Below are 23,824 nucleotides of genomic sequence, written 5' to 3'. Positions count from 1 at the left end.
CCCCGAAGTGATATAAGCATCACTTCGGGGCATTGTGTTTTTTAGTTATTCTTTTCTTCTGTAATTCAGTGTTATCAATATTGCATTGAGCATACAAGCGACAGCAAAGATCAGCCATACAGGTTTTGGAAGATCCACATCAGCAAGTGAACATATCACTATTGCAATTCCAATCACTATTCCGATTATTCCTGATATTATGCCTATAGTTTTCTTATTCATATTAGTTCTCCGTTTAACAGTGACGAGGAATACCCGTTCTGATATAAATGAAAAGGGCTGCACATCAGTGCAGCCCGTAAGATTATTGATTATTCAGCGTCCTCAGCAGGAGCTTCCTCATCGTCGTCCTCTTCGTTCTCAAGAAGAGCACGCATTGAGATGCTGATTCTCTTTGACTCCTCGTCGATATCAATGATCTTAACATCAACTTCGTCGCCTACTGAAAGAACGTCCTTGACATTCTCTACCTTCTGATCAGCGATCTGTGAGATGTGGATAAGACCGTCAACGCCGTCGATGATCTGAGCGAATGCACCGAAGCTTGTGATAGAAACGATAGTAGCCTTAACTACATCGCCGATCTGATACTGTGACTTGAAGATCTCCCAAGGATTGTCCTCAGCCTTCTTGAAGCCGAGAGAAATTCTGTTAGCTTCCTGATCGAGATCCTTGATGTATACCTCAAGAGTATCGCCAACATTTACAACTTCGCTTGGGTGCTTGATTCTCTTCCATGAGAGCTCTGAGATATGTACCATACCGTCGATGCCGCCGAGATCAACGAATGCACCGAAGCTTGTGAGTGACTTTACCTTACCTACGTAAGTCTTGCCAACCTCAGCTGTCTCCCAGAATCTTGCCTTAGCTTCTTCCTTCTTAGCGTTCTGAACAGCCTTGATAGAACCAACGGCTCTCTTTCTGCCGCCCTCAGAAACTTCAATAACAATGAACTCTACCTTCTTCTTGAGAAGCTGGTCAAGCTCTGCGCCTCTTGGGAGACCTGTAAGTGAAGCAGGGATAAATACTCTTACGCCGAGAACTGTGAGAGTAACGCCCTTATTAACTACGCTCTGAACAACGCCTTCGAGAACTGTGCCTTCCTGCTGTGCCTTAACAATCTTTTCGTAGCCGGCCTGCTCGTCAACCTTTCTCTTTGAGAGAGCAGCTGTACCCTCAGCGTCATTTACCTTGATTACAACAAGATCGATCTCGTCGCCAACGCTGACGATGTCTGAAGGCTTCTTTGAAGGATCATCTGTAAGATCATCAAGAGCAACATAGCCAGTGTGCTTTGTTCCGAGGTCTACGATAACTTCTGTATTATTTACAGCAATAACTGTGCCTTTAACTTTCTCTCCTGTATGTATTTTTTTGAATGACTCATCGATCATCTGAGCGAAGTCGATATCCTCATTCTGATTAGCTGCAAGAATTTCATTTTCTGCCATTTTGGTTTGTACCTCCTTGATTATATAGGCGGGGGTCGATGCGCCTGCAGTGATGCCGATCTTCTCGGCATTTGGAAGCTTTAAAGTCCGAAGCTCGTCCGAATTTTCTATATGATACGTTTTACAGTAGCGGCTGCATACTTCGTAAAGCTTTACAGTATTTGAACTGTGTCTGCCGCCTACCACAAGCATGATATCCGAGTTTTTTGCAAGCTCGGCAGCGTCAGTCTGACGTGCGTCCGTTGCGTTGCATATCGTATCATATATAACAATGTCGGGGTCATCCTTCGGGATCACGTTTAAACACTCACCCCATACTACTATATTATACGTTGTTTGCGCCACAATTGCAAGCTTTTTTTGCAAATTTTTATAATTTTTTTCAAAAAAGGCTTTTAGCTCAAAGTTGTCCTTGAAAACAAGGTAATTTTCGTCACAATGACCAACAATTCCCTGTACCTCAGGGTGATCGCGGTCGCCTGCGATGAGGATAAAATAGCCTTCTGCGGACTTTTCAGCCACTATTTTGTGTATACGCGAAACAAAAGGACAGGTAGCGTCAAGCATTTTGTTGCCTTTATCCTCTATCTGACGGTAAATATCGCTGCCTACACCGTGTGAGCGGATAACTACAGTCTCATCGGGAGCAAGTTCGTCAACTGAGTTTATTATCCTTGCTCCTTTTGCCTGCATATCGTTGACAACGTCCTGATTGTGTATGATAGGACCGAGAGTTGCAACGTGTGTATTTTTTTCAAGCTCGCCGTAAACCATTTTTACGGCTCTGTCAACGCCGAAGCAGAAGCCTGCGGACTTTGCAACAGTTACCTTACTCATTGCTGTCATTCTCCTTTACTTCGGACTTTTCCTCTGGCTCACCCTCGACGAGGAGCTTGATATCAGCCATATAGCGGTTCTTGAGCTTTACCAGCTGACGGGGATTGGGTTCGTTGCAAACCTCGCAGTACTCTGTAGGCTCGATAGGAGTACCGAATTTAAGTGTGATCGGTGTGCGGAATTTAAGCTTTTCGCCGTAGCATATACCTGCTGGGACAATAGCCTTTCCCGAACGTGCGGAGATAAGAGCTGCACCTGTGTGTCCGCGTCCCACTTTGCCGTCCTTTGAGCGAGTACCCTCGGGGAATATCATAAGGCTTCTTTTATTGTTCAGTCTTTCAACGGCGGTGTCGATAACTCCTGTATCGCCTTTGCCACGTGCAACTGGGAAAGCTCCGAGGGAGCGTATGAGCCACGCGAAGAGCTTGTTTTTGAAAAGCTCCTCCTTAGCCATGAAAGCGAATTTACCCTTTGACCATGCTCCGAGAAGCGGCGGATCGGCATTGCTTCTGTGATTACAGGCGTATATAACAGTGGTATCATCGGGGATATTCTCCTTGCCCTCAATGCTTATCTTATACATCATGCGGAAGTATATTTTTACCAGAAACTTGACTATGTAATACATATTGTTTCACCTCTGTACAGGCTTTTTATCAGCCTATTTTGTCCTTGATCACCTTTACGATAGCAGCTGCGGACTCCTCTAAATTCAGCTTTGTTGTGTCAACGAGTACAGCGTCTTCAGCCTGTTTCAGCGGAGCAGTCTCACGGTGCATATCCTGATAGTCTCTCTTGATTATATCGTCAAGTATCTCCTGATATGTGGGGCAGTTAGGCTTTTCGGCAAGCTCCTTGTAGCGGCGGTTTGCGCGCTCCTCGGCAGAAGCTGTGAGGAATATCTTAACGTCAGCATTTGGCAGTACCACTGTACCGATATCGCGTCCGTCCATGAGTACATTGTTCTCACGGGCTATCTTCTGCTGAGTCTCGAAGAGGTATGCTCTTACAGCAGGGATAGCTGAGGTGCGTGAAGCAGCCATTGATATCTCGGGAGTTCTGATCATATCGGAAACATCTCTGTCACCGAGGAAAACTCTCTGTGCGCCGTCGATGAATTTAAGTGAAACATCAGCCTTATCCAGAGAAGCTTCAATGTCCTCATCGGCAATGTTGTTTTCGGTTATATAAAGCGCGATAGTGCGGTAGAGCGCACCTGTGTCAACATAGATGTAGCCAAGCTCCTTTGACACCATTTTGGCGATTGTACTTTTTCCTGCACCTGCAGGTCCGTCGATAGCGATATTGATAGTTTTCATAGTTTTACTCCTTTATTTATAAAGCATAGATGCTTTTTTATTTGTTATGTAATATAGGGAAGTATTATCTTCGTTCACACTTAGCACGAAGCTGAGCCTTTAGCCGTTAGCCTTTAGCTATTAGCCATTGTGTCGCCTTCGGCGAATTATTTAAATAATGTGAGTGTGAACGAACTCTTTTGGCTAAAGGCTCATGGCTGTATTACATAATGTTTTTCTTTCCTATTTAAATTTACAGGTATGTTTTTCGGAATTTCCGTATACCGAGTATCAGCATGAGGATTCCGAATGCTATTATTACTATTCCTCCGATGACTGTTTTTTTCAGCGTCAAAGCACCGATAAAGAATATGAGCCCGAATACAGCTGCGAAAAACAATATTATCAGAGCGATAAGAAAATAGCGTAAAGGCTTCGGCACTCGCTTACTTTTGCTTGCTTCAAAAACAGTTCCCATTATAAGTTCTGCGATCAGTTCAAAAATAAAGTCCATAACATCACCTGTCCTTCAGAAGCTGATATACCGAGATTACAAAGTCGATGATTATCACGGCTGATATTGTGATACCTGCGCCGATGCATACGGGCTTGGGCAGCTTTTCACTGAGCTTTCCCGAAAGAGGGTGGAGCACATAGAAGTATACCACGGCAAGAAGCCCGAATATGGCACTTGATATAAGGCTCGACCTGTCAAGTATTGAGAAATACCAGTTATGATAAGTCCAGAACTGCTTATGGAATATGAATTCCAGCAGGTATGCAGAACCGAGCTCAAACAGGGTCGTTACCACAAGAGCGAACAGGAAGATGAAAACGGGATTGCGCTTCTTCCTGAGCATAGCCAGAAGAATGAACGCTCCCACCGAATAAATGGGTACTATGGGCAGATGAAGTATGCCTCGGTTCTCGAAATAGTGGTACATCGCCCATGTGATGCCCACCTCGTACAGCCAGCCGATAAAGCCTGCGACTGCGAACTCAAAAACATAGCGGAAAAAATTCCGTGAAATATCTTTTTTCATGTCATTGTGCCCTCCACTCAGTCAAAAATAGGATAAAAGCTGTAGAGGAGCAATGGCATTGCTGCGCAGATACAGAAAGCTGCAAGGTATGCTCTGCCGAGCTTTGGGCTCGATGCTTTGATGAGTGCCATAAAGACAAGCTCTATGATAGCAAGAACGCCGTAATAGACAAGTCCGACTGTGAACAGAAGTCCTACAGCGACCTCGCCGTAATACATTATTTTTCGTACAGTTTCCGTATCTTCCGATACTGCCTTATTAGTAATGTTTGCAGCCAGTATTATCAGCGTTGTGATAAATGGCGGAAGTGTCAGGATAAGCTGAGCGATACCGCATTTTTTCTCATTTTTACCATGATTTGCTATGGATATCACGGCAAGTATCAGAAGAAGCAGCGGAACAGTATATACAATGATCGTTTTTATCATGATTCAGCCCAGCCTTTACTTTACTTCTGCACCAAACGGCATAAGTGCCAGCTTGGCAAGCTTGAACATCTGTACACCGAATGGGATACCTATAAAGGTGATACAAAGCACCAGACCGATAGCTGCGAATTCCAGTGCCATAACAATTCCGCCGAATATGAGCCACAGCAGATTTACGAGGAAGCTTACAGTGCCGCCGCCGTATTCAACGTGCTTGCCAAAAGGCATGAAGGAAAGATGTGCCATTTTGAAGCACTGCTTACCGATCGGTATGCCGACTATGGTCATACACCACAGCAGCCCTACCAGACACCAGCTGAGACCGCTCCAAAATCCGCCGAAAATGAACCACAAAAGATTACCAATACATCCCATAATATCATTTACCCCTTTTTACATATTTACTGCCGCAGTATAGGCAGTAGAAAAAGCTATCTGCAAATTGAAGCCGCCTGTGTAAGCGTCAACGTCTATGACCTCGCCTGCGAAGTAAAGACCGCTCACCAGTTTTGACTCCATAGTTTTCGGATCGATTTCCTTTACAGATATCCCGCCGCTTGTGATGATAGCTTCATCAATAGGGCGGAACCCCGATATCCTTACAGGAAAAGCTTTGATAAGCTCACCGAATTTATGACGCTGCTCCTTTGTTATGCCGTTTATCTTCTGCTCGGGAGATATCCCCGAAAGCCTTACCATAACAGGTATCAGCTTTGCAGGGAGCAGCTTGCGGATACCGTTCTGGAAGTCGCGGTTGAGATTTTCGGCGAAGTCGCGCTGTATCCTTGCATCGAGCTGCTCGGGAGACAGTGCAGGCTTTAAGTCGATAAGCAGCCTGTAGCGATTTGGCTGCATATCTCTTATATGAGAGCTTGCGCTCAGTACCAACGGACCTGATACCCCGAAATGCGTAAAGAGCATTTCCCCAAGTTCGCTGTATATTTTCTTGTCTTTGTCGAAAAGGTTGAGGGTAACATTCCTCAGTGAAAGACCCATCATCTCCGCGCAGTATTTATCGGGAGAGGTGAGGGGGACAAGGCTCGGTTTAAGCTCTGTCACGGTATGTCCAAGCTCCTGCGCCAGAGTGTATCCGTCACCTGTAGAGCCTGTGGCAGGGTAGGACTTTCCGCCGCAGGCTATCAGCACCGCAGCTGATCGATATTCCTCACCGCCTGCCTTTACGCCGCAGACTGCGCCGTTCTCCGTGAGTATCTTAGTGACGCGCTTCTGTATGACTTTAACGCCGAGCTGTTTCATTTCGTGCGCCATAGCGTCCGCGATATCGTTGGCGTTGTCACTTACGGGGAATACCCTGTTACCGCGCTCAGTTTTAAGCGGTACGCCCAGCTCCTCGAAGAAGCTCATGGTACATTCGGCATCGAAGCTTGCAAATGAGCTGTACAGAAACCGCGGATTTACGGGGATATTCTTCATATGCTCCTCAGAGGAGCTGTTATTGGTCACGTTGCAGCGACCCTTTCCCGTTATGCGCAGCTTCCTGCCCAGCTTTTCGTTTTTCTCGAAAACCATAACGGACTTTCCGTATTTTGCGGCTGTAACAGCTGCAAAGCAGCCTGCTGCACCGCCGCCTATAATAATGATATCAGTCATTTTTTCCTCTTTTATCAGTTTTGTTCAAAAGCCTTTTCAGCCGCTTCCTTGTGCGTTCCCGTCTTTGCTCAGTGGCAGCTGTATCAACAGTCCACGAGCCGTCAAGAATAAGCACATCGCCCTCGGCTGCATTTTCGGGGAGCAGGCTTCGCTCAATATTTTTCATACCGTCATCTGTTTCAAGCACAGCGAGATTTCCCTCAAATCTGTCAATAATTATCATTTCGCGCTCCTTTCGGGAGTGAGGGACAGCTTTTTGCCGTCGGACTCTATGACTATAGTTCCGCATACGTCGGTGCGGTAGATATTTTTTGTATACTCTTTCAGCCGTTTTATGGTACTGTCGGCAGGGTGATCGTAGGTATTTTCCCTGCCGCAGGAAATAACAGCTATCTCAGGTCGGATAACTGCAAGAAGATCTGAGGTCGATGAGTAAGCACTTCCGTGATGACCTGCCTTGTAAACATTGACCTTGCTGACGTTTTCGGCTTTCAGCATTTCCGCTTCTTCCTCAGCTTCCGCATCACCTGTCAGCAGGAAGGAATTGCTTCCGTGATACAGCATAAAGCTTACGGAGTAATTGTTTATATCCTCCTGAAATGTACCGTCGGGAGCAGTTATCTCCGCTCTTGCATCGCCTATATTTATGACTCTTCCCACATCTGCCGCAGTGACAGCAGTCTCATTGTCCTCACAGGCATCGAGAAATTTCTCATAAAACATGGCTGTGGGGAGCTGTTCATCGGGAATATACGGAACTATCACTTCGCCCACATCGAATGTCTCGATGATGCGGTGCATACCGCCCATGTGGTCTGAGTGCGGGTGAGTAGCGATGATGTAGTCAAGCTTTCCTATGCCCAGTTTGCGGAGATACTTTATCACCTGAGCCGATACCGCGTCTTCACCGCAGTCCACAAGCATAGTAGTGCCGTTTGCGGCTATGAAAGTGCAGTCGCCCTGTCCAACGTCAATGAAGTGGACTTCAAGAATATCCTTTGCAGGAAATGTATGTGCAGGCTTGCTCCAGTAGTGTCGGCAGGCAAATATTATAATGCCGACTATGAGCAGAAAGCCGATGAACTTTAATGCTTTTTCTTTCCGTGCGGAGCGTTCTTTTTCCCGTTCCTCTGCGAGTTCCCGAAGGTACTGTTTTTGCTGCGCATTGAGCTTGTATTTCTCTCCTGCTGCTTCGACGAAGCTTTCCGTGTCTTTGAAGTATTTTGCCACGACTTGTCACCGCCTTTTCGGGGAGTATTTCCCTGCTTGTGAGAGTCTCCCTCTATGAGGCATTTCGGCGACGAGCCTATAAGGTCGCGCCTGCCTGCGGCTTTGAGAGCTTCGAGGACTATCTCTCTGTTCTGAGGACGGAAATACTGCAGCAGAGCTCGCTGCATAGCCTTTTCCTTGGGAGTTTTCGGCACGTATACCTTTTCCATGGTATACGGGTCGAGCTCCGTATAGAACATAGCCGTCGAGATAGTACCGGGAGTAGGGTAGAAGTCCTGCACCTGCTCGGGACGTATCTTGTTTTCCTTGAGGAAAACAGCTAAGTCGATAGCTTCGTTGAGAGTGCTTCCCGGGTGTGAGGACATGAGATAGGGAACGAGATACTGCTCCTTTCCCATACCCTTTGTTATTTCGTAGAAACGCTTCTGAAAGCGTTTGTAGGCTTCGATATGGGGCTTGCCCATTTTGTCAAGGACTACCGCCGAACAGTGTTCGGGAGCAACTTTGAGCTGACCGCTTACGTGGTGCATGATAAGCTCGCGCATAAATTCGTCGTCCTTGTCCTCGATGAGGTAATCATAGCGTATACCCGAGCGGATAAACACCTTTTTCACGCCCTTGACCTTGCGTATCTTTCTCAGCATGGAGAGATATTCCGTGTGGTCGACTTTAAGCGCGGGACAGGGAGTTGGTGCAAGACATTTCTTGCCCATGCAAAGTCCCTTGGTTATCTGCTTATCGCAGGACGGACGGCGGAAATCAGCGGTCGGACCGCCTACATCGTGTATATAGCCCTTGAAATCGGGCATCTGAGTAATTCTTTCCGCTTCTTTCAGTACCGATTCAACGCTTCTTACGGTTATACGCCTGCCCTGATGCAGAGCAATTGAGCAGAAATTGCAGTAACCGAAGCAGCCGCGGTTATGAGTTATAGAGAAGCGCACCTCCTCGATACCGGGAACACCGCCTAAAGCCTCATAGGTCGGGTGAATGGCACGGGTATAGGGGAGAGAATAAATGTGGTCAAGTTCCTCGGTGGTGAGACTGTAGGCAGGGGGAGTCTGTACCAGCATCATCTTGCCGTGACGCTGTATGATAGTCTTTCCGTATACCTCGTCCTGCCAGTCGTACTGTATTTTTACAGCCTTTGCGTACTCGGTCTTGCTGTCGCGCACCTGCTCGAATGAGGGGCACTGAGCCGCACCGATAGGCGTATTGACAGGCTCTGTGAGGTAGCATATTCCGCGTATATCGGTCATATCACGGATACTCTCGCCTGCGGCAAGACGTGGACATATCTCCTGTATCTGATGTTCGCCCATGCCGTACATGAGTATGTCCGCACCGCTGTCAACGAGTACAGAGGGGCGCACAGCGTCGTCCCAGTAGTCATAGTGGGCGAAACGGCGAAGTGAAGCCTCCAGACCGCCGATGGCTATTGGTATGTCGCCGAAGTATTCACGGAGCTTCTGACAGTAGACGATAACAGCTCTGTCGGGACGTTTGCCAGCAACGCCGCCTGCGGTGTAAGCGTCATCGGAACGCTTGCGTTTTGCGGCGGTATAGTGAGCCACCATAGAGTCGATATTTCCTGCGGTAACGAGGAAAGCGTACTTAGGCGCACCAAAGCGGCGGAAGTCCTTGTCCGTATGCCAGTCGGGCTGTGAGATGATACCCACTGTGTAGCCCATATCCTCGATAAGCCTTGTGACTATAGCTGCTCCGAAGCTTGGGTGGTCAACGTAAGCGTCACCTGTTATGTATATGAAATCGAACTGGTCTATTCCAAGCTCGTCCATTTCTTTTTTGGTTGTAGGCAGAAAGCCATCGTACATTATATCACCTCTCTGTGATCATAAAGTATACTGACAATATTATAATTACTCCTATAACGGCAGCGATTAAACACATAGGAATGAGCTCTTTTTTGTATCCGCTGCCGTCCGATACAAGAGAAGGATTCTGGATCTTTGATATGTCGTAAAGCTCAGGATGATCCTTATATTTTTGGGATATGTAATCGCTGAGGTGCATTTTTATTTCAGGTGAGAGTGCGTTTACAGAATCTTCTCCTTCTGAGTAAAGTGACTCTAAATATTCATCTTCTTCTGTACGTGGGATAGCACCTTCAGGAACGAGAATGTTTACAGAATTTCCTTCATTTATCGTAAAAGCTTTAAGTCCGTGTGAAACGATGCGGTATTTGTTGCCGTTTTCAGCTTCTACTATAAAAGTATGTGCTGTATATGCACTTCTTCCGTAGCTGATTCTTTCTCTTTTAACGGATAATACTTTTGCTGACATTTTTTCACATTTTTCGGTATATAGGTGTTCTTGTCTGATCTTTGACCTTATCAGAAGTATAAGTATTATTTCAAGTATGGTCAAAACAGCCAGCATTACAATGGAAAAGTGTTCTTCTTCCATATGATCAGCTCCCGTTACATTATTCGTCCATTCTGCGAAGCCGCCATTCATCGTACTGCATTTTCGACATGAGAACCTTACGGGGCTTAGCACCTTCGCTTGCGCCGATAACTCCGCGTTCTTCAAGCTCGTCCATTATACGTGCAGCCCTTGCGTAGCCAAGCTTCAGCTTTCTTTGCAGCATTGAAGTCGAGAGCTGACCAGCTTCCACAGCTACCTTTATAGCAGACTCTACTATGTCCTCATCGCTTCCGCTGCCAACAGCAGAGCCGCTGTCAGCTGCTCCCGAGCCGCCCTGTGACTGCGGAGAATATCCCTCAACAGCACCTGTTATAGCGGGATCGTATGAAACATCGACCTGAGACTTTACATAGCGGACTGTTTCCGCGATATCTTCATTTGACGAGAAACAGCCCTGTACACGGACAGGCTTTCCTGCGCCTATAGGCATATACAGCATATCGCCGTTTCCGAGAAGCTTGTCTGCACCGCCCATATCAATTATAGTACGTGAGTCTACCTGAGACTTTACAGAGAGCGCGATACGGCTCGGGATATTAGCCTTGATAAGACCTGTGATAACGTCTGTGGTAGGACGCTGAGTAGCAACTACAAGGTGCATACCTGCGGCACGTCCCATTTGTGCAAGGCGGCAGATGAAGTCCTCGACTTCTTTTCCTGCCACAAGCATCATATCAGCAAGCTCGTCTATGAATATGACTACCTGCGGCATAGGTGAGCGGTCGCCGTCCACTTCCGCAAGCTCATTATATGAGCGCAGGTCGTTTGCACCTGCCTCTGCGAAGATATTGTATCTGCGCATCATCTCGTTTACAGCCCAGCACAGTGCACCTGCGGCACGTTTACAGTCTGTTACGATAGGTATGAGAAGATGCGGTATATTCTCGAATATTTTGAATTCAACTATCTTAGGGTCGATAAGTATGAGCTTTACCTCGTCGGGAGTAGCGTTATAGAGGATACTCATTATAATGGAACGTGTGCAGACGGATTTACCCGAACCCGTAGTACCTGCGATGATAACGTGAGGCATTTTTGCGATATCGCCGAGAATGATATTACCAGTGATATCCTTGCCCACAGCAAAGGTGAGCTTGCTCTTTGACTCCCTGAATTCGGGAGAAGCTATTATCTCGCGGAGAGTTACCATATCCTTTGCGGTGTTAGGTATCTCGATACCTACAGCAGCCTTTCCCGGAACAGGTGCTTCTATACGAACGCCCTGAGCAGCAAGGCTGAGAGCGATATCGTCCTCAAGTCCCTTTATCTTTGATACCTTTATTCCGGGACCCGGCTGTATCTCGTAACGGGTTATAGACGGACCGCGGAAGATATCCTTGATCTTTACCTCAACGCCGAAGCTTGAAAGTGTATTCTTGATAACTTCAGCCTTTTCGCGCATTTCCTCAACAGCCTCGGCACGGTTTGAGCGTATCTCCGGGCGTGTGAGAATATCAATAGGCGGAAGGAAGTACATAGGCTTTTCTTCCTCTGCTTCGATCTCTTCCTCGATGACCTCTTCTGTGGGTACAGGCTTGCTGTCGGCAGCCTTGCTGATAAGCTGTTCAAGTCCTTCGTCTGTAGGTGCGGGCTCGCTTATCTCCTCAACAGGCGGTTCAACGTTATGTACAGGAGGAGCAATATGCTCTTCTATTGGCGGTGCAGCCACAGGCGGTTCTTCCTCGCCGTAGTCGATAAGGTGGTCGGTAGGAAGGGGGATATCGAAAAATCCGTCGGGGAGCCCTTCCACATCGCGCTTGTCCTGCGCTTTCTTTTCCGAGGGCTTACGGCTTGACTTGCGGCTGTTTGTCATGCTTATAGCTTCAAGGTCAGCGTCGAAGTCCTTTCGCTCCTTGTCGTCGTCAAGGTCATCATCGCCGAAAGCGTCAACGAATTCGCCGCCGATGAACATATTCTGTATGCCGTTGACACATTTTCCGATGAATACGAACGGAGTTGACAGAAGTCTCAGGAAGTCTATGATACCGCGTCCAGAAAGGAGCATACCGAATACAAAGAACAGTACCAGTGATATGAGCCTTGCGCCGAGCTTGCCGAAGAATTTCAGCAGAGGTCCTGCAATGACCATGCTTGCCACGCCGCCGCTCTTATATTCAGCACCGTTTTTATAAAGGTGCTTCAGCTGATTGAAGAAGCGGATCTTTTCGGGCATCGCTCCCACGAAAAATATCTGGAAAGCCGCACTTGCAAGGAATATCATAGCAATGCACCATACAGTCCTGCCGCTGATATTTTTTCTTGTCTGCTCAGTGCCGAGCTTAATGGCTGTATATATAAGTATTACAGGTATGAGGAAAGCTGCTATGCCGAAAAGTCCAAGCAGCAGATTATGCATAGCAAGCCAGCCCTTTGTGCCTTTTATGAGTACCATAAGGGCTGAGAGTATTCCCAGTGCAAAAAGGATTATTGACCAGAGCTGATTGCTCTCGTTCTGAGGTGCGGTTTTTTTATTGCTTTTTACGGGTTCTCTTTTAGGAGCTTCGGGCTTTTTCTGTGTTTTGCCCGAAGATTTCTTTTTGGTTTGTGTTTGTGCCATGTTAGCCTCCGTTTTGTTCTATTATATATGTATATGTAGCTGTGCCATTGTAACATATTTTCAGCGCGGAAAAGCGCGTATCGGCACAGCTGCGGTCACGAATATCTTTTTTCTGTATTTTCTATCATATCGTACAGACAGTCCATAGCATCGCCGAGACTTCCGAGACTGTCGATAAGTCCGAGCTCAACGGCTTTTTCTCCCTCGATAACGCTGCCCACATCGAGCACAAGCTCCTGAGTGTTCATCAGCAGAGTGCGGAAGGTCTCCTCCGTGATACTGCTGTTTTTCGTGACGAACCTCACTATCCTGTCCTGCATCTTGTCAAAATAAGAAAGGGTCTGCGGTACGCCGAGAACTGTACCGTTCATGCGCACAGGGTGGATAGTCATTGATGCAGTTGGGACTATAAATGAGCGTTTCGCGCTTACTGCAAGGGGAACGCCTATGGAATGTCCGCCGCCGACCACAAGTGAAACAGTGGGAGTTTTCATGCCCGAGATAAGCTCGGCAATAGCAAGCCCTGCTTCCACATCTCCGCCGACGGTGTTAAGGATTATGAGCAGTCCCTCAACGCTCCTGTCCTGTTCGATAGCCACAAGAGCGGGGATAATATGCTCGTATTTGGTAGTTTTGTTCTGTTCGGAAAGGACATAGTGTCCTTCTATCTGTCCCACCACTGAAAGGCAGTGGATAAGGTGCTTTGAGTTTCGTGAAACGGACTGTCCGTTTTCGCGGACAAGCTCTGCGTCGTCAAGAAGCTCTTCCGAGAGTGACTTGTCCTGTTGTTTTTCGTCTGACATTATATACACCTCCGACAGCTATTTTGCGCAGCTTTCAAGAGCGTATACATTATTATTATATACTTTTGCAATTTAAAAGTCAATACTTAGAAAAAGCGGATATCATCACACTGCGGATACGGACATACATATAATGTACAGTGTGCATTTCTTTGTGAAAATTGTTATTTTTTACTTGACAAATCGGTGAGGATATTGTATATTTAAAATGTATAGGTATGGCAAATGCCGTATCTTAAATAATTAATACGAGAGGGGTATTAAATATGATAATCAAAAAGGTAACGGCAGCAGTTTCTGCACTTGCTATGTCAGCAGGCATACTTGCTTATATGCCCAACAGCACAGAGGGCGGCATAGTAACAGCAGCAGACTCGGCTTCCAAGTACAACTACGCAGAGGCTCTTCAGAAGTCCATGTTCTTCTATGAGGTACAGCAGTCAGGTAAGCTCCCTGAGTGGAATCAGGTAGCATGGCGAGCAGACTCAATGGTAGACGAAGACGGCAACGAGACAGACGTTGTTCCGGGCGGCTGGTTCGACGCAGGTGACCACTTCAAGTTCACTCTTACAAATGCTTATTCAGCTTCCATTATGGCATGGGGTTATATCCAGTACAAGGATGCTGTTGACAAAGCAGGTATGGGAGAGGTTTACCGCAACAATATCCAGTGGGGACTTGACTACGTTATGGCCTGCGATAAGGGCGGCGGCGAGATGATCGGTACAATCGGCGACTTCAAGGGCGGCTCTACTGACCATAATATCTGGTGCAGCGCAGAGGTATATCTCCGCAAGCATCATCTCAACAGCAAGGACTGGAAGAGACCTTATGATACAATAAAGAACGCTTCTGTTGCAGGACTTTCGGCAGCTGCACTTGCAGAAGGCTACATTATATTCAAGGACAGCGATCCTGATAAGGCTGCTCAGTACCTCAAGCACGCAAAGGACCTCTTTGAGGGTGCTGACAAGATCAGAGCAAACAAGGATATCGGCGGCATGAGCGGAATGTACAACACAGATTCATGGCTTGATGACTGTATGTACGCTGCTAACTGGCTCTACATAGCTACAGGCGACAAGAGCTACCTCGATAAGATCGAGAAGGATTATATCCCTAACTTCCCGCTTGAAAACCAGTCTACAGCACGTAAGTACACATGGGGACTCTGCTGGGACGATACTTCACAGGCAGCAGCTTACCTCTATGCGCTCAACACAGGCGACAAGGAGTGGATCGAGCACGTTTCACATCACCTTGACTACTGGATAGACGGTTACGGCGGAAAGAAGGTAGATTATACACCTGACGGACTTGCATGGCTCTTCAACTGGGGCAGTGCCCGTCACGCTACAACAACTGCATGGCTTGCTAAGCTTGCAAGTGATACTATATTTAAGGATGATGCTTCACTTTCAAAGAAGTACAATGACTGGGCTAAGTCTCAGATGGACTATGTATTCGGTGATAACCAGCTTAAGATGAGCTATGTTCTCGGTATGGGTGACAATCAGCCGTCTGCATTCCACCACAGAACAGCATCAGGTATCCACGATGACCACTGGAATGATCTCGGTCAGAAGTCAGGCGGAGATGAGGGCTGGCAGACAGAGTATGCACATACTCTTTACGGTGCTCTCGTTGGTGGTCCTGACAAGTCAGGAAGCTACAAGAACAGTGTTGCTCAGTATGAGTATTCGGAAGTTGCTATCGACTACAACGCAGGCTACACAGCTTGTCTCTGCGCAATGGTAGATGATTTCGGCGGAAGCATTGATGCTGCATTCCCACCTGCTGAGATGCCTAAGTGGGCTGAGTGGGAGGTAGCCGCAGTTATCAACGGCACACCTGCTGCAAGCTATACAGAGATCAAGGCGTGGGCTATGAATCATACAGCTTGGCCTGCAAGAGTTGCAAAGGACGTTGAGTACAGATACTTCTTCGATGTATCAGAGGTCATCGAGAACGGCCTTTCTGTAGACGATATCAAGGTAGAGGGCAAGTCACAGCAGTACGAGAGCGGACAGGGCCACGCTACAGTTACAGGTCCTCACAAGTATGAGGGAGATCCTACAGGAAATACATACTACGCAAGCATCAAGTTCGACGACGGCAGAGCTATCCAGCCTACAGGTCAGAGCGAACACAGAGACGAGGTGCAGTTCAGAATCTCTATCCCTGATGCAGTAGACGGCAAGTCAACAGCAGGCGCATGGGATACTTCAAACGACTGGTCATACCTCGGCGGTCTTGCAAAGGCTACAGACCTCAAAAAGGCTAACTCACTCAACGAGCATATGCCTATGTATGTTGACGGAGTAATTGCATGGGGCGAAGAGCCTGACGGCACAAAGTTCGTTGCACAGCCATGCACAAAGAATGGGAGTACAACTCCAACACCAGCAACAACCACAACAACAAAGCCTGTTACAACAACTACTACAACAACTTCAACAACAACAACTACTACAGTCACAACAACAGTCACAGAGCCTGTCTCCACAACAACAGAAGGAAATGATACACCTGCTGTTACAAAGTGGGGAGATTCTAACTGCGACGGTGAAGTGGATTTTGCAGACATCGTTCTTATAATGCAGAGCCTTGCAAACCCGAACAAGTATGGCATTAACGGTACTGACGAGCACCACATCACAGAGCAGGGTATAGCCAACGGCGACGTTTATGACAACGGCTCTAAGATCACAACAAACGATGCTCAGACACTCCAGAAATACCTGCTTCACCTCATTACAGAGTTACCTGAGAAAAAATAATAATTAATTCACAAAATAGAAATAAGAGGGAAATTATTCCCTCTTATTTTTTTTACCTTTTTGTTCATTGTGTACAGAATTCTGAAACTCCCATTAGAGAAATGAACGAATTTCAAGAAAACTATTTACTTTTTTTTTTCGATATAATATAATATGATTGATGAGTCGGATAAGTGCAGAGTCCGACAGGACGTAAAGGCTCATTGCTCGAATTTACGGTATATATACGCGGCGTTTGCACTGACACTGCGTTATAAACTATATTCTTAAATATTCAGGGAGGGTATTCAAATGCACAAGAAAACTTCAAAGATTCTTGCCAGCGTTATGGCCATGGCTACAATTGCTCCTGCTGCTGTTAATGTGATAGCACCTGCAACAGCTTCAGCTGGTCTCGTAGTTGGTGAGAGCACATTCGACCACAAGGCTCTGCCTTGGCACACTTGTGAATCATCACCTGCTAAGCAGAACTTTGAGCTTACAGATGGTACATTCCACGTAATGATTAAAGTACCTGAGGGTGCTGACCACGAAAAGTGGGACCTTCAGTTCAGACACAGAAACCTTGCTTTCAAGGCTGGCCACGAGTATAAGGTAAGCTTTAAGGCTAAGGCAAAGAGAGCTGGTATGGAGCTTTGCTCTAAGATCGGTGATATCTCAGGTAACAACGAGTATTTCGAACTCGACGGACAGTCAAATGATATGCACATGGGACCTCACATGGGCGGTAACTGGCCTGCTAAGGCTGTTGAGCTCACAACTGAGTGGCAGACATTTGAGGGTACATTCAAACCTACAGAAGACCTCGAGGCAGCTGAGTGGTGCTTTCACTATGCTAAGGGTACTAAGTATCAGGGTAACGCTAAGGAAGGCGACGAGATCTGGTTCGATGACATGGTTATCGACTGCGTAACTTGCGGCGACAAGGCTCCTGGTGAAGGCAGCTGTAATTCAGATCCTGACGAGGGATACGGTGCAACAAACCGTGACTACTCTGCTAAGTTTGATCCTACAATGAAGGAAGGCGGCAAGCTCGTTAACTTCATTTCTGTAAACCAGATCGGTTACTTCACAAACTTCGCTAAGACAGCTACACTCGGCGATAACAAGGGTGATATCCTTTACGGTGCTTCAACAATCGACCTTTCAGGTTCTTATACTTGGGAGCTCGTTGATGCTTCATCAGGCACTGTTGTTGAGACAGGCGAGACAAGCACAGCAAAGAAGGATCCTGATTCAGCTGATACTGTTTGCAAGATTGACTTCTCAAAGGCTAACAAGGCTGGCAGATACTATCTCCGTATAAAGGGCGAAAGCTGGAGATCAATGGAATTCAATATCGGTGATGACATCTATTCTGATTCTTCACACGATATGCTCAAGAATGCTCTTAACTACTTCTATCAGAACCGTTCAGGTATCGATATCGAAGCTAAGTATATAACATCAGGCGATACAAAGACTCTTGCTCATGAGGGTGGTCATAAGACAGATACAGCTTATGTTCAGACTGAGTGGCACAACGAGTACCTCAGCAACGATGAAGCTACAAGCAAATATAAGTCATCTACACTCACAGCTAACAAGGGTTGGTACGATGCTGGTGACCACGGTAAATACGTTGTTAACGGCGGTATCTCAGTATGGACTCTCCTCAATATGTATGAGAGAGCTACATACAACGATAAGACAAAGGAAAAGTTTGCTGATGGTTCAGGCACAGTAAGTATCCCTGAGACAGGCAACAAGCTCCCTGATATCATCGATGAGTGTCTCTACGAGCTCGAATTCATGACAGCTATGAAGGTTGACGCTAAGGAGCCTACATGGGGCAAGTATGCTGGAATGGTTTACCACAAGCTCCATGACCACAAGTGGACAGGACTTGCTACAAGACCTTGGGACTACTCAGGTGAAAAGCTTGAGAACGGTGATAAGGGCTGGAATACAGAGCGTATCGTTAAGCCACCAACGTTTGCTGCTACACTGAACTATGCTGCTTGTGCTGCTCAGATGGCAAGACTTATCGAGCCATATGACTCAACAAAGTCTGCATTCTATCTCCAGGAAGCTAAGGACGCTTATGCAGCTGCTGAGAAGAACTGGTACAAGGCAGATCCTGATAAGGAAGAGGATAATCCGAAGTCACTCTACGCACCTATGTATCAGGCTAAGGGCGGTGGTCCTTACGGTGATAACGAGGTTAAGGACGATATGTACTGGGCAGCTTGTGAAATCTATACATCTGCTAAGATCCTCAAGGATGCTGATGCTGATACATATCTCACAAAGCTTTCTGACTATACAAATGCTTTCAAGGTTCCTACAAGAATCACCGGTGGTGAGAACAAGGACGGTTCATTCACAGCTCTTAACTGGGGTAATACAAATGCCGCTGGTTCACTTTCACTCCTTCTCCGTCACAAGGAAGTTCTTACTGATGAGCAGTATGCTACACTTTCTGCTTCTATAAAGCAGACAGCTGATGATTATATCGAAGAAGAAGAGAAGCAGGGTTATGGTATTCCTTACAAGTATGACGGTAAAGGATACAACGATCCTAACAACCTTGATCCAGACATTATCATCAACGGTTATGAGTGGGGTTCAAACTCAATGGTAATCAACAACCTCATGATCATGTCATATGCTTATGACCTTACAGGCGATGACAAGTACATGAACGGTGTTCTTACAGGTATGAACTACCTCCTCGGCTGTAACCCACTTTCATTCTCATTCATCACAGGTTACGGTACATACATGGAAAAGAATCCTCACCACAGATATTGGTCACACGAGCTTGATAAGACTCTGCCTATGGCTCCTGACGGAGTTCTCTCAGGCGGTCCTAACGCAGGTCTCCAGGATCCATATGTACGTGCTCTCGGATTCGTTCCTGGTAATAAGGATAACCCGTCACAGAGATGTTTCGTTGACTCAATCGAAGCTTGGTCAACAAACGAGGTTACAATCAACTGGAACGCTCCTCTTGCTTGGATCGTTGAGTTCCTCCAGGATAAGGAGCAGAAGTATTCATATGTTGAGCCTACACCTGGCACAATAACTACAACAACTGTAACACAGCCACCAGTTGTTACAACTACAACAGTTTCTGACATCTCTACACCTACTGCTAAGGTATGGGGTGACGCTAACTGCGACGGCGATGTAGATATGGGCGATATCGTTCTTATCATGCAGAGCCTTGCTAACCCGAACAAGTACGGCATCGGCGGTACAGATTCTTCTGCTATCACAGCACAGGGTCAGGCTAACGCTGACGTTGATACATCAAGCAAGGGCATCACAACTCAGGATGCAGTTCGTATTCAGAACTTCCTCCTCAACAAGATCGCTTCACTTGATCCTACTAAGTAATTAGTAATAAAGGGATAAAATCCCATTAGTAAACCGAGCGGTATATCCGCTCGGTTTATTTTTGTATATATGCCTATTGAAAACGTGACAGAAAAGTGATATAATGTTATATAAAGAGAAATATACCATTGCATGAGTATCAATGATCTGATTTGGCGTGATCTTTGTACGTCAGTATTTTCAGATAGGGGGGACTTTTCTGGCGAACATTCTTGATTACCTCGACTGGCGAGGAGATGTTCCGTTTTCAGCTGATCCGTTTAATGAGATCGACGGATTGGTTTTGTCTCAGTTCTGCTATGTGCCTTTGGAAGGCGTAGTGTCCGAAAGTTTTGAGGAAAGTATTACAATTCCCGAGGCGTATAAAATATATGATCCCGAAAAAATTGATAAAAAGCTCAGGATCATTACCTTCGAGCAGGATAATATGCTGTTCAGAAAGCTTGCCGAGTCAAGGCGATATCGCGGAACATTGCTTAGCGGATATATCAGCATGGTCGAACATTCTGCTGATCTTCAGTTTTCGGCACTTACTTACAGGCTGCCCGACGGCAGTGATTTTATAGCTTTTCGCGGTACGGACGGAACTGTCGTAGGCTGGAAAGAGGATTTTAATCTCAGTTTTATGCAGCAGACAGCAGGTCAGCAGCAGGCGATTTGTTATGTGGATAAGGCTTATTCGGGAGCAGACGTGGTTCGGCTCGGCGGTCATTCAAAAGGCGGAAATTTTGCTATATACAGCTCTATGTTCTGCGAAGAAAATGTGCGTCAGCACATCAGGGATATCTATTCCTATGACGGTCCGGGGTTCAGAGATGAGATAATAGAATCTGATATGTATAAAAAAATGCTTCCGTATTTCAGAAGCTATATACCGCAGGTTTCTATCGTTGGTATGCTTCTCGGTAGCAGCTGCGAGCCGAAGATCGTAAAGAACTCCGCTATCGGACTGAGCCAGCATTTTTCCTACAGCTGGGAGCTGCGCCGCAATCGCTTCGTGTTTGCGGATAAGCTGAAAAAGTCAGGCGATGTTATTAACAAGGCGATATCGGGACTTCTTGAAGAATTCAGCGATACGGAGAGGCAGATATTTACGGATTCGCTGTTTGAGGTGCTTAATTCTACCGATAAGGATACATTGAAGGAAATAAACAAGCTCCGCCTGTATCCTGCACTTATCAAGGCGTATTCAAAACTCCGTCCCGAACAGCAGGCGATAATGAAAGGTGCTATCAAAAAGATCGCAAAAGACGGAACGGGTGCAATATTCAAACCTCAGCAGCCATGACACAATAACAAAAAGGCTTCACATTTCTGTGAAGCCTTTAATATTAGCTATTTTTATCAAACACCGTACTTAGCTGTAGCAACAGGAACACCAGGGCCCATTGTTGAAGTAACTGTGCAGCTCTTGAGGTAAGTACCCTTAGCAGCAGCAGGCTTAGCCTTTACGATAGCTTCCATAAGTGTAGAGAAGTTCTCTTCGAGCTTCTGAGCACCGAATGAAGCCTTACCGATAGGACAGTGAATGATGTTTGTCTTGTCGAGACGATACTCGATCTTACCAGCCTTAGCCTCTGTAACAGCCTTTGCAACATCAGGAGTTACAGTACCAGCCTTTGGGTTTGGCATAAGACCACGAGGTCCGAGAACCTTACCAAGACGACCAACGAGACCCATCATGTCAGGTGAAGCGATAACAACGTCGAAGTCCATCCAGTTTTCCTTCATGATCTTGTCTACGAGATCCTGTCCGCCAACGAACTCTGCGCCAGCACCCTGAGCTGCCTCATACTTGTCTTCCTTGCAGAATACGCATACACGAACAGTCTTACCTGTACCGTTAGGGAGAACAACAGCACCTCTAACCTGCTGGTCAGCGTGTCTTGAGTCAACACCAAGACGAATGTGTGCCTCTATAGTTTCATCGAACTTAGCCTTTGCGTTCTTGCAAACTAAGTCAAGAGCCTCTGTGGACTCATACTGCTTTGCATAATCAACAGCCTTTGCGCTGTCAACATATTTCTTGCCGTGTTTCATTATATTTCCTCCTATTTAAGTGGTAATACCGGGAGCTTATAGCTTACCCGATTAGCGGAATTTTCCTCCCACCAATAGAACTCTGAACGGGAAAATATCCCACTTCATCATTCAAAAAATTGATTAGTCAACAACTACAACGCCCATTGAACGAGCTGTACCAGCGATCATGCTCATAGCTGCCTCGAGTGAACCTGCGTTGAGGTCAGGCATCTTTGTCTCAGCGATCTTCTGGATCTGTTCCTTTGTGATGTTAGCGACCTTAGTCTTGTTAGGTACTCCTGAACCGCTGTTGATATTGCAAGCCTTCTTGATAAGAACAGCTGCGGGTGGAGTCTTAGTGATGAACGAGAATGAACGGTCTGCGTAAACAGTAATAACAACAGGGATGATCATACCGATGTCGTTCTTTGTTCTCTCGTTGAATTCCTTTGTGAATGCCATGATATTAACACCGTGCTGACCGAGTGCCGGACCAACAGGTGGTGCAGGAGTAGCCTTTCCTGCTGCGATCTGAAGCTTAATGTAGCCAACTACTTTCTGTGCCATGTATTCGCACCTCCATAAATGTGGTAAATGGCGAGGCAAGAATTATTTTACCTCTCCCACTGAACCCATACTGCGGGTTCTTTTTGACCTGAATTAATCCTCCACTAATACGACCTGGCTTATAGGCAGGGTAGTGGGGGTTTCACGACCGAACATTGAGACAAGAAGATCTACTGAACGGTCCTCAAGATTGATGTTCTGAACAACACCGATAAATCCGTCCATAGCAGTACCCGAGATACGGACGCTGTCGCCGACCTTGAAGTTTACAGTAACAGAAGAAACTTCAACGCCAAAGAGCTTTTCAACTTCCTCTTCTGAAAGGGGAGTAGGCTCTGAAGCAGGTCCTACGAAGCCTGTACAGCCTCTGGTATTGCGAACGACATACCATGAATCATCGTTCATTATCATCTTGACGAGAACGTAACCCGGATAAGTTTTACGCTCTACTTCTTTGGTTTTTCCATCTGTGATCTCAGTTGCTCTTTCAGTAGGAACTCTGACCTCTTGGATAAGTTCATGAAGCTTACGGTTTTCTACAACCTTTTCAATATTCTGAGCTACCTTATTTTCATAGCCTGAATATGTGTGGATAACGTACCACTTAGCTGCTTCTGACATAATTCTCCTCCTGATCTCCTCTGAATTAGTGAGCGTTATAGATCAAACGCATCAAGAACATAAAAAGCTGATCTATTGCGCCTACGAAAACTGCTGATGCAACAATAACACTTACAACGACTGATGTGTTAGTGATGACAGTTTCCTTAGATGGCCAAACCACTTTTTTAAATTCTACTTTGAGGTCCTTGAACCATTTTCGGATCTTTCCTACTTCTTTTTTCTCGGACTTCTTATCTGAAGATGTATTCTTAGCCATAAAAATACCCCTTCCGATTACTTTGTTTCCTTGTGAAGAGTATGCTTTCTGCAGAACTTGCAATGCTTCATCATTTCAATTCTGTCAGGGTCGTTCTTCTTGTTTTTCTTGGAAACATAGTTGCGCTGCTTGCACTCTGTACAAGCTAAAGTAACCTTTACTCTCATATCGGCACCTCCTGAATTAGTACTTCCTTTGTTACCAAAGGTAGGTTGTTTGCCTCCCTCGCACGGGGACAAAAAAATAAACCCCCAACGAGGTACTACCATTATAACACATATAAATAGCAATGTCAAGCATTTTTTAGAAAGTTTTTAGTGTTTAGTGTTTTGTGATTAGTGAGTAGGTAGTAGTTATTAGTGGTTAGTGCATAGTGATTAGAATTTTAGGGGCGGCTGTATCAATTCATAATTCATAATTAAAAGTACTGTAAGCGATGTACAATTAACATTTTTGTTAAGAGTGAGCGAGCTTGCAAGCGACAACGG

23 protein-coding genes are annotated in these 23,824 nt (G+C 46.1%); 3 read left to right on the top strand and 20 right to left on the bottom strand.

Annotated features, from left to right (window positions below; translation table 11 throughout):
• Nucleotides 1-45: 45 nt before the first annotated feature.
• The 15 genes from QZZ41_RS07080 to QZZ41_RS07010 all read right to left on the bottom strand — a co-directional run bounded on the left by QZZ41_RS07080 (nt 46) and on the right by QZZ41_RS07010 (nt 13,706).
• Nucleotides 46-222 carry a hypothetical protein gene (locus tag QZZ41_RS07080; protein ID WP_295069845.1) on the bottom strand — a complete coding sequence of 59 codons (177 nt, stop codon included), beginning with the start codon at nt 220-222 and terminating at the stop codon, nt 46-48.
• A gap of 89 nt (nt 223-311) precedes the next feature.
• Nucleotides 312-2,288, bottom strand: a complete 1,977-nt coding sequence (locus QZZ41_RS07075; RefSeq protein WP_295069843.1) for a bifunctional 4-hydroxy-3-methylbut-2-enyl diphosphate reductase/30S ribosomal protein S1 — start codon at nt 2,286-2,288, stop codon at nt 312-314.
• On the bottom strand, nt 2,281-2,916 hold the full coding sequence (locus QZZ41_RS07070) for a 1-acyl-sn-glycerol-3-phosphate acyltransferase (RefSeq protein ID WP_295069841.1): 636 nt from the start codon (nt 2,914-2,916) through the stop codon (nt 2,281-2,283). Before QZZ41_RS07070 ends, QZZ41_RS07075 begins: the two co-directional genes overlap by 8 nt.
• A gap of 28 nt (nt 2,917-2,944) precedes the next feature.
• The gene (cmk, locus tag QZZ41_RS07065; RefSeq protein ID WP_295069839.1) at nt 2,945-3,607 is read right to left on the bottom strand and encodes a (d)CMP kinase; all 663 of its coding nucleotides are present in this window, start codon (nt 3,605-3,607) and stop codon (nt 2,945-2,947) included.
• 232 nt (nt 3,608-3,839) lie between these two features.
• Nucleotides 3,840-4,100 (bottom strand): hypothetical protein, encoded by a 261-nt coding sequence (locus tag QZZ41_RS07060; RefSeq protein ID WP_295069837.1) that lies wholly within the window; start codon nt 4,098-4,100, stop codon nt 3,840-3,842.
• Nucleotides 4,101-4,104: 4 nt separating this feature from the next.
• Complete coding sequence (locus tag QZZ41_RS07055; protein WP_295069835.1) at nt 4,105-4,629, bottom strand: putative ABC transporter permease; 525 nt, start codon at nt 4,627-4,629, stop codon at nt 4,105-4,107.
• Nucleotides 4,630-4,646: 17 nt separating this feature from the next.
• Complete coding sequence (locus QZZ41_RS07050; RefSeq protein WP_295069833.1) at nt 4,647-5,057, bottom strand: hypothetical protein; 411 nt, start codon at nt 5,055-5,057, stop codon at nt 4,647-4,649.
• A 15-nt stretch (nt 5,058-5,072) separates the two neighbouring features.
• Nucleotides 5,073-5,432: a YccF domain-containing protein gene (locus tag QZZ41_RS07045; RefSeq protein WP_295069831.1), complete on the bottom strand. Its 360-nt coding sequence runs from the start codon at nt 5,430-5,432 to the stop codon at nt 5,073-5,075.
• 18 nt (nt 5,433-5,450) lie between these two features.
• The gene (locus QZZ41_RS07040) at nt 5,451-6,668 is read right to left on the bottom strand and encodes an NAD(P)/FAD-dependent oxidoreductase (RefSeq protein WP_295069830.1); all 1,218 of its coding nucleotides are present in this window, start codon (nt 6,666-6,668) and stop codon (nt 5,451-5,453) included.
• Complete coding sequence (locus tag QZZ41_RS07035; protein ID WP_295069828.1) at nt 6,661-6,891, bottom strand: DUF3006 domain-containing protein; 231 nt, start codon at nt 6,889-6,891, stop codon at nt 6,661-6,663. Before QZZ41_RS07035 ends, QZZ41_RS07040 begins: the two co-directional genes overlap by 8 nt.
• Entirely contained in the window at nt 6,888-7,643 is a 756-nt protein-coding gene (locus tag QZZ41_RS07030) for a ComEC/Rec2 family competence protein (protein ID WP_295069944.1), read from the bottom strand. Before QZZ41_RS07030 ends, QZZ41_RS07035 begins: the two co-directional genes overlap by 4 nt.
• Before the next feature lie 110 nt (nt 7,644-7,753).
• Complete coding sequence (locus tag QZZ41_RS07025) at nt 7,754-9,733, bottom strand: YgiQ family radical SAM protein (protein WP_295069827.1); 1,980 nt, start codon at nt 9,731-9,733, stop codon at nt 7,754-7,756.
• A 4-nt stretch (nt 9,734-9,737) separates the two neighbouring features.
• Entirely contained in the window at nt 9,738-10,325 is a 588-nt protein-coding gene (locus QZZ41_RS07020) for a hypothetical protein (protein ID WP_295069826.1), read from the bottom strand.
• A gap of 19 nt (nt 10,326-10,344) precedes the next feature.
• Complete coding sequence (locus QZZ41_RS07015) at nt 10,345-12,903, bottom strand: DNA translocase FtsK (protein WP_295069824.1); 2,559 nt, start codon at nt 12,901-12,903, stop codon at nt 10,345-10,347.
• A gap of 95 nt (nt 12,904-12,998) precedes the next feature.
• Nucleotides 12,999-13,706 carry an ATP-dependent Clp protease proteolytic subunit gene (locus QZZ41_RS07010; RefSeq protein ID WP_295069822.1) on the bottom strand — a complete coding sequence of 236 codons (708 nt, stop codon included), beginning with the start codon at nt 13,704-13,706 and terminating at the stop codon, nt 12,999-13,001.
• A 266-nt stretch (nt 13,707-13,972) separates the two neighbouring features.
• Here QZZ41_RS07010 and QZZ41_RS07005 point away from each other — a divergent pair, with 266 nt between their 5' ends.
• The 3 genes from QZZ41_RS07005 to QZZ41_RS06995 all read left to right on the top strand — a co-directional run bounded on the left by QZZ41_RS07005 (nt 13,973) and on the right by QZZ41_RS06995 (nt 21,155).
• Nucleotides 13,973-16,486, top strand: coding sequence for a glycoside hydrolase family 9 protein (locus QZZ41_RS07005; protein ID WP_295069821.1), 2,514 nt, complete (start codon nt 13,973-13,975; stop codon nt 16,484-16,486).
• Nucleotides 16,487-16,777: 291 nt separating this feature from the next.
• Nucleotides 16,778-19,867 carry a glycoside hydrolase family 9 protein gene (locus tag QZZ41_RS07000; RefSeq protein ID WP_295069819.1) on the top strand — a complete coding sequence of 1,030 codons (3,090 nt, stop codon included), beginning with the start codon at nt 16,778-16,780 and terminating at the stop codon, nt 19,865-19,867.
• 157 nt (nt 19,868-20,024) lie between these two features.
• Nucleotides 20,025-21,155 (top strand): Mbeg1-like protein, encoded by a 1,131-nt coding sequence (locus QZZ41_RS06995; protein WP_295069817.1) that lies wholly within the window; start codon nt 20,025-20,027, stop codon nt 21,153-21,155.
• A 56-nt stretch (nt 21,156-21,211) separates the two neighbouring features.
• Here QZZ41_RS06995 and rplA read toward each other — a convergent pair whose 3' ends face one another.
• The 5 genes from rplA to rpmG form a co-directional block, all read right to left on the bottom strand.
• Nucleotides 21,212-21,907, bottom strand: coding sequence for a 50S ribosomal protein L1 (rplA, locus tag QZZ41_RS06990; protein ID WP_295069815.1), 696 nt, complete (start codon nt 21,905-21,907; stop codon nt 21,212-21,214).
• 123 nt (nt 21,908-22,030) lie between these two features.
• On the bottom strand, nt 22,031-22,456 hold the full coding sequence (gene rplK, locus QZZ41_RS06985) for a 50S ribosomal protein L11 (protein WP_173324922.1): 426 nt from the start codon (nt 22,454-22,456) through the stop codon (nt 22,031-22,033).
• Between the two features lie 93 nt (nt 22,457-22,549).
• Nucleotides 22,550-23,077 carry a transcription termination/antitermination protein NusG gene (gene nusG, locus QZZ41_RS06980; protein ID WP_295069812.1) on the bottom strand — a complete coding sequence of 176 codons (528 nt, stop codon included), beginning with the start codon at nt 23,075-23,077 and terminating at the stop codon, nt 22,550-22,552.
• Between the two features lie 25 nt (nt 23,078-23,102).
• Entirely contained in the window at nt 23,103-23,336 is a 234-nt protein-coding gene (gene secE / locus QZZ41_RS06975; protein ID WP_295069810.1) for a preprotein translocase subunit SecE, read from the bottom strand.
• A gap of 17 nt (nt 23,337-23,353) precedes the next feature.
• Entirely contained in the window at nt 23,354-23,503 is a 150-nt protein-coding gene (gene rpmG / locus QZZ41_RS06970) for a 50S ribosomal protein L33 (RefSeq protein WP_009984160.1), read from the bottom strand.
• Nucleotides 23,504-23,824: the final 321 nt, after the last annotated feature.

The organism is Ruminococcus sp., assembly GCF_016283395.1.
Note: the sequence above shows the minus strand (reverse complement) of the source record. Positions and strands in the feature narration are given on the sequence as shown.